Consider the following 6,269-nt stretch of genomic DNA (forward strand, 5'->3'; position numbering starts at 1 on the left):
TCGAGCGGGATCTAGACCGCCAGCGTGTCTCTGCGGCTGAGCGATTGGCACGGGCTGAAGATCGCCGGATCGTCCACGCCGCGTTCAACGAGGGCAAGATCGGTGGCAACAAGGTCGAATTCTGGTGCGACGCACTGCAACGTGACCGGGAAGGCAACCGCGCGGTCCTCGCGGCGTTGGCGCCCGGTTTGCCGCCTGACAGGAAGTTGCCCGTCGATCCCGAAGCCGAACAGGCCCACCGAAGCGTCCTGCGCCGCCTCGGTGTCCAGGAGCCGGCTCGCCAGGTGCAGGCCGCCAGCGATGAAACTCCGTATCAGCGCGGCGTGCGGGAACACGATCAGCGTGTACGAGACCAAAAGCGCGTCACGTATGACGATCTCGGATTACCCATCGCACCTGTTCCCGCGCCGGTCGTCGTCTCCCGCGGGAAACCAAAGCAGCTGTGGACTGATCAAGAGAAGGCCGACGCGCTGCAACGCCAACTGGGGCAACGCTTCTGGCCCGGTACGAAGCCGCCACCCAAGGGTGATCAGGTGTACATCCCGAGCCCCAACGATCCGTACCAGTACGACGAGGCCACCGGCGAGTGGCGATCCAAGCAAAACTACCAAGCGAGAGGGTGACACTCATGCAACTTCCCGCGCTGAACCTACCGATGGGCCAGCAAGGAGCCTGGAAGCCGGCATACAAAGTCATTGCGCCGCTAGTGGTTCCGAAAGACCAGCAAGGCCGCTTGGTTCATGCTTATCGAGGCTCACTGCTGGGCTGGCTGTCCGATGAGCAAGCCGCACACTTCTTGCGCCACAACCTCGTTGAGCGCATCGCCGAGCCGGACGCGCCCGAGCTGCCACCTAGTTCCGTTGTAGGGGAATGCGTCTCGGCGTTCGCCCAGCTGGGCGTGCCGCTGAACGCTGGCAGGCCGACAGCCTCGAAAGCCCTACGCGACAACGGCCGCAAGTTCTCGAACGAGGCCATTGCCGAGGCCGTTCGCATACGGCAGGCCCAAGCACCCATCGATGAAGATCGCGACTTCGAGGTCGTCTGAGAACTTCCCTGTCCCGACGTGCCTTCTTGGTTCCGAACGTGCGGGACAGGGAACGGTGCCCGGCCGGTCGCCGCTGCTCGGGTAGGCAGCGCACCGACCGGGCACCAACCAACGACAGGAGGTTCACGGATGGACGCACAGCAAGCGCAGCAGCGGACCCTAGGCGATGAGCACACAGCGTTGCTTGGCCCGGGGATTTAAAGTGTCTCGGTATGGCGAAACCGGCCTTGATCGGAATAGATAGGTTGTCGCGGCAAGAGCAGGCCGCTTGCCTAATCGCTGTTCGGACGCTCGATGCGAGCCGTGCGGAAGCATGGGACGTCGACGGCCGTCAAAACGCCGTGGACGTGATGTTGACACTCGCGGACGGTCGTACGGCAGCCTTCGAGGTGACGAACTTAGCGGCGGACGGCGCACTTGAAACTGCCAGTTTGCTGGCCCGAGACAACCACAAATGGCCAGTGCCTGGGATGTGGTTTTGGAGTATCGACGTCGGTTCGCCGCAAGATCTTCGCCGACTACGGCAGTGCTATCAAAAGATCATCTTGATCTGCGAAGCCGACGGTATCGCATACCCCCAGCAGCACCCGAGTGTATGGACGCCCGCCGTAGACCCAGACCTCCAATGGCTTGTAGAGCATTCGTCATGCACGATGGTGGGTCACCCAGAACAGCTTGCGAGCACCATGCAGAATCCGGGCGCAATGGTCGTGCCGGTCGTGGGCAGCGGCTTTATTGATGAGTCGTTATCGGGCTTTGCAAATGAACTGCGCACGGCATTCAACGCTCCACACATTCCGCCGCATTTTGCGAAGCTCGCGAGCGCCGTCGCCGACGAACGGCACTTGTTCATCCCGCTTCACGCGAGTGCCCTCCCGTTCAGGATTTCATCGGTGCTCATGTTCGAGGATGCTCTGCCCGCTGAGCCACCGCCGGTTCCGGCGCACATCACGTATCTTTGGCTGGCGCCAGAGTACTCGCGCCGAGTGCTCCTTTGGAGCCGACTGCACGGCTGGCGCAACCACTTCCCCTACGCCACTGGACCGTGACCCCCCTCCCCCCCAAAAAAATCAGGGGGGAGGGGGGTGTGGCGACCGCTTGCTCCGTCACGAATTTTTTTACACAGGACCCAAAAAATCGGGGAACCTGCCCATGCCACGCAGAAAAACCGCTGGTCAGCGTGGGAATTCCCCGGAGGATTTCCCGATGTTCGTGCTGCGTGGCTGCGGGTTTTTCGGGACGGCTTCAAGCGCGAGGACGCGCCGACGGTGACACTGTGCCCGCGCTGTCCGGGACAGTTGTCGGTCGCGTCCACTGCCAGCCGGCGCCACACCCGCTCCGCCCAGACAGCCAAGCCGCAGCCGGAATACGGGGGGTTGCGTCCAGGCCGATGTCAGCGTCGCCCTCCCGCAGGTTTGCGCAGGCGCAAGCGTGCCCCGCGGCCGGCCACCGACGAGGTGCGGGAGCAACCTGCTGGCCGGCGCCCGCGCCGCGGGAACGGCTCATGGGGCGCCGCGTGGGGGGCGCAGGGGCTGCGGGCGCGCCGAGGGGAGCCATCGAGCTATTCGACCGGCGCTGTCGCGGACGGTGGAACAGCAAACCGGGACTCTTACACGACGCGAAGCCGACTGCTGTCAGGGCGGAACGGATTGTCACTGGGGTCTGCATAGCCGGCGATCGTTGCAGCTTGGTCGTCGGTGAAGCCCCGCGTGCGCAACGCCTTGCCGATGTGAATCGGTAGCGCAGGTTTCTCAGCCACGATGAACTCGATGTCGGGTTCGTTGGCCTTCCAACCGCGCGCGTTCATCATCTTGTAGAACTTGGTGCGGGATTCAGGGGTTACGAGGCCCATTCGATACGCGCGCTCCAATAACGCCTGCATCGAAACACCCCACTCCCGCTTGAGATCACGCAACTTGCCCAGGTCAAGTCGACGCAGTTCGTAGCGGATTTCGTCGGCAGGCATGAGGAGTTCAGCGGCGAACCGGTTGGCCTCGTCTTCCATCTGCTCGGTTGGACCGTTGGAGTGCAGAACGAGGTGGCCAAGCTCGTGGGCTTTGGTCAGCCGTTTGCGGTCTGGTGCGGCGTTGGCGTTGATCAGGATGACTGGGTGATCGTCGACCCATTGGGACAATCCGTCGATGCGCTGGGTGGCGAAGTCCTCCTCGAATACGAGGCAGCCCGCGGCTTCCATCCACCTTGTCAGGTTGACCACGGGCCCCATAGGCATGCGCCATTGGGCGCGCACCAGCTTGGCGGCGTCCTCAGGTGTGGTGAACTCGGGATCGAATGCCGGAACGTGCTGCTCGCTGGTGATCGAGATTTCCTCGAAGAGGAACGATGCATGCACTCGCAGCAGGTTCAGGCGGGCCTCCATTTGCCGCCAGGCCGACGCTTTGGTGGTCTTCTGGCGCCGCATGTGTGCATCCACTGCGAGGGCACCCCGAAATCGGTTGCCGTGCGTGAGTAATTCCTCGGTCACGCGCAGGATGGTGGCCAATTTGGCCAGCGTGTCCTTATCCGGGTCGCGGTCGCCCGATTCGTACCTGTTGATCGTCGGTTGGGTCGTCCCCACCATCTCGGCCAGTTCGGTCTGGGTGAGTCCCCGCGCCTTTCGGGCGATCGCGAGTACGTCTCCCAGTCCGTTCATTGGTCCCCTGATGCTCCTGGCTCGGTTTCGTCGCCCAGCTCTCCCAAGTCGATAGACGGCAGCGTCGGTTCGATCGGGGTCCAGGTCACGTTCACACCCTCGGCCGGCTCGTCCAACTCGACGGCCCAGATGACGTTATCCTTCCCGTCGCGCAGCGACAGAAGCGGAGCCTCAATTTCGCGTTCTTCGGGGTCCCACCGATAGCCGACCGCGATGCGGACCTCTTCCAGCCCAGGTAATGCGTATTGGCTGCCCTGCTGCCAGAATTCGATGGCGGTTCGCGTGGGGTAGGTGCTGATCTTGTCTCCGGAGAGATGGCGTTTGACACGCAGCCGAAGATGAGGTCCGACGGCGATTTCGCGGGTGGGCCCCCGCTCGATGATCATCGTGGCCGGATCACTTTCGATCGCGGCGATGAGACGCGCCCAGATCCGGTCATGGATCAGGTTGGACAGGCATCGGCTGTGCATGGTTGGAAACCAGCCGGGGCGCCACTCGCGCATATCGCGTACGTCGCCACGCGTGCCCCTGACAGAGTCCACCAGAGCGGTCAGGAACTTGTCGCCGAGCTCGGCGATGATCTCGTCGTCGGTCGGATATGGGTCTGAAAACATACCGGAAAATATACCAGCGGGTGCCGACAAGATCGGGAGTTCCGCAGCCCCGACGCGCCCAGAGGCTTCCGGCGAAGCCGCCCTCGGCCAGGACACGCACGACGATTTCTGTCCACTGGCGCAACCGCGACTCAGTTCGCGAACGCGGCGCGGCCACGCTGCCCAGGTTTCTGGTTGAACACCGCCGGTCCACACTCGACGCTGGTGCAGCGGTAGCGCGGGACGGCGACTCGTAGCACAGCGGGTAGCCGGCCACCGGCAGATCGGTCAACGGCCCGAGTCACGATGTCGCGGTAGCGTCCGTCATGTTCGCAGTCCGGGCAGCGCGGGATCGCGGGCCCACCAACGGCCGCGTCGGTGATCCCCACCTCGATGGTGCGCATGATCGTGTCGGCAACAGACGGAGGACAGGCAGTAGCCTCGGACAACGGGCAACCTCGGTGGTGTTGGTCGAGCTCGGTGTAGGGAACGCGCATCGTCACCCCGAGGCCCCGGCCTCTGGCATTCCCATTCCTTCCCAACTGGATCCGGATTCGCGACGACGGGCTTACGCGCTATTTTGAGTACGCATTCAACGGCGGCGACTGGATAACGCTATATAGCTGCAGCCGTACTGATTTCATCACCCCGGTAGCCTGGTCGGGTGGTTATCAAACGGCCGCACTTCGTGCCAAGGACCTATCTCCGGGCCTGGGCCGATTCCAACAGCAAACTACTCGCATACCGCCGTCGCGGCGACAATGCGCGCCCTGCCGGCGTCGGGGACGTCGCTGTCGTATGCGGCATCTATGGTGCCGGTGAGCTGGGCGACGCCTGCGAGAAGATGTACCGGGGCGTAGAGGACGAATGGCCGAATCTGCGCCGCGATTTGATCGCGAAGGGTGATCTACAGGACGACCAACGCAGGCTGTTTGCGATGTTCGCCGCGCTGCAGCTCGTGAGGACCGAGAAACACGTCGAGCGAATGAACTTCACTACGAAAATCGCCGCAACGACGGCCGAGCGCCCGGTGCCCAAGGACGCTGTCCGGGATTTCCTTCGCGATCTCGACGGTGGGGCCGAGCCCGACGACTCCGAAGTAGAAGCCGCGTGGAGCTTTGTTTGCGGGGAGCTTGCCATGTACGGCACGTCGACGGGCGCCGTGAAGCGCAGCGCTTCGGTGGATGCTGCGGTCACGCGCATAGCGCCCAGCTTGGAAACGATGACTTGGACAGTCCACAAGTTCCGAGGGGCCCCGCTGATTAGCAGCGATTCCCCGGTTCACTCGTGGCGCCGACGCGCCCAAGATGTCGAACCCAGGGGGATCGGCATAGAGACCGCGGATGAGGTCAGGTTTCCACTGTCTCCTAGCGCCCTTCTCATCATGCATCGAGGGCCTCGGAAGGGCTCCACGCCCCAGTGGAGCTCACGCAAACCCGTCGCGATCAATACCGAGATCGCCCGGCAATGCCATCAATTCATCATCGGAACTCGGCAATCCATGGTCGCGATCGACCAGCTCGCCCTTTCGGACTGGCCCCCTCGACTCCGGTTCCGCATGTTGGGCAACGACATGTTCCACATGTACGTCGGCGACAGTATTGGAACCGTCCACGAGGCCATCCGCTCAGGTGTTCAGAATCGAACACCTGCCAAACCCGACGAGGACGCGCTTGCCGACGAGTTGATCATCGCCGAGCAGCAGTTGCCGCCGCTGCCCGAGAACGAGTGGATGCGCTCAGTCGGTGGACAAGTTGTCGGCCCCCGGGAGCACACTGCAGACACGGCCAGGAAGGACACACCATGATCCGCACGTTCATCGCCACCGCAGTCATCGGCTGCGCGCTGCCCGCCGCTATGGTCGCGGTCAGCCCGCCCGCCCACGCGGGTCCGATCCAGTGGTGCGATCCGGCCTCACCGCTGTTTGACCCGACGGTCTGCGCCGACGAGTCACCCGGCGGCGGCTATAGCTGTGACCCGT

At 63.4% G+C, this 6,269-nt stretch carries 6 protein-coding genes and 1 pseudogene; 4 read left to right on the plus strand and 3 right to left on the minus strand.

What is annotated here, in order from left to right:
• From AC2VOP_RS09040 to AC2VOP_RS09050, 3 genes are all read left to right on the plus strand, one after another.
• A partial coding sequence (locus AC2VOP_RS09040; RefSeq protein ID WP_428899676.1) for a hypothetical protein occupies window positions 1-623 on the plus strand: 623 nt, incomplete at its 5' end.
• Between the two features lie 5 nt (window positions 624-628).
• The gene (locus tag AC2VOP_RS09045) at window positions 629-1,045 is read left to right on the plus strand and encodes a hypothetical protein (protein ID WP_428899677.1); all 417 of its coding nucleotides are present in this window, start codon (window positions 629-631) and stop codon (window positions 1,043-1,045) included.
• Between the two features lie 212 nt (window positions 1,046-1,257).
• Window positions 1,258-2,094 carry a hypothetical protein gene (locus AC2VOP_RS09050; protein ID WP_428899678.1) on the plus strand — a complete coding sequence of 279 codons (837 nt, stop codon included), beginning with the start codon at window positions 1,258-1,260 and terminating at the stop codon, window positions 2,092-2,094.
• A gap of 560 nt (window positions 2,095-2,654) precedes the next feature.
• On the opposite strand, the gene AC2VOP_RS09055 is transcribed toward AC2VOP_RS09050, so the two are convergent.
• The 3 genes and pseudogenes from AC2VOP_RS09055 to AC2VOP_RS09065 all read right to left on the minus strand — a co-directional run.
• Window positions 2,655-3,695 carry a helix-turn-helix domain-containing protein gene (locus tag AC2VOP_RS09055; protein ID WP_428899679.1) on the minus strand — a complete coding sequence of 347 codons (1,041 nt, stop codon included), beginning with the start codon at window positions 3,693-3,695 and terminating at the stop codon, window positions 2,655-2,657.
• Entirely contained in the window at window positions 3,692-4,273 is a 582-nt protein-coding gene (locus AC2VOP_RS09060) for a hypothetical protein (RefSeq protein ID WP_428899681.1), read from the minus strand. Before AC2VOP_RS09060 ends, AC2VOP_RS09055 begins: the two co-directional genes overlap by 4 nt.
• A gap of 206 nt (window positions 4,274-4,479) precedes the next feature.
• Window positions 4,480-4,692: pseudogene (locus tag AC2VOP_RS09065) on the minus strand (ISL3 family transposase); the annotation flags it as partial.
• Between the two features lie 260 nt (window positions 4,693-4,952).
• On the opposite strand from AC2VOP_RS09065, the gene AC2VOP_RS09070 reads away from it, so the two are divergent.
• Entirely contained in the window at window positions 4,953-6,095 is a 1,143-nt protein-coding gene (locus AC2VOP_RS09070; protein ID WP_486960644.1) for a DUF4238 domain-containing protein, read from the plus strand.
• Window positions 6,096-6,269: the final 174 nt, after the last annotated feature.

The sequence above is a fragment of the Mycobacterium sp. TH-M106 genome (assembly GCF_057473765.1).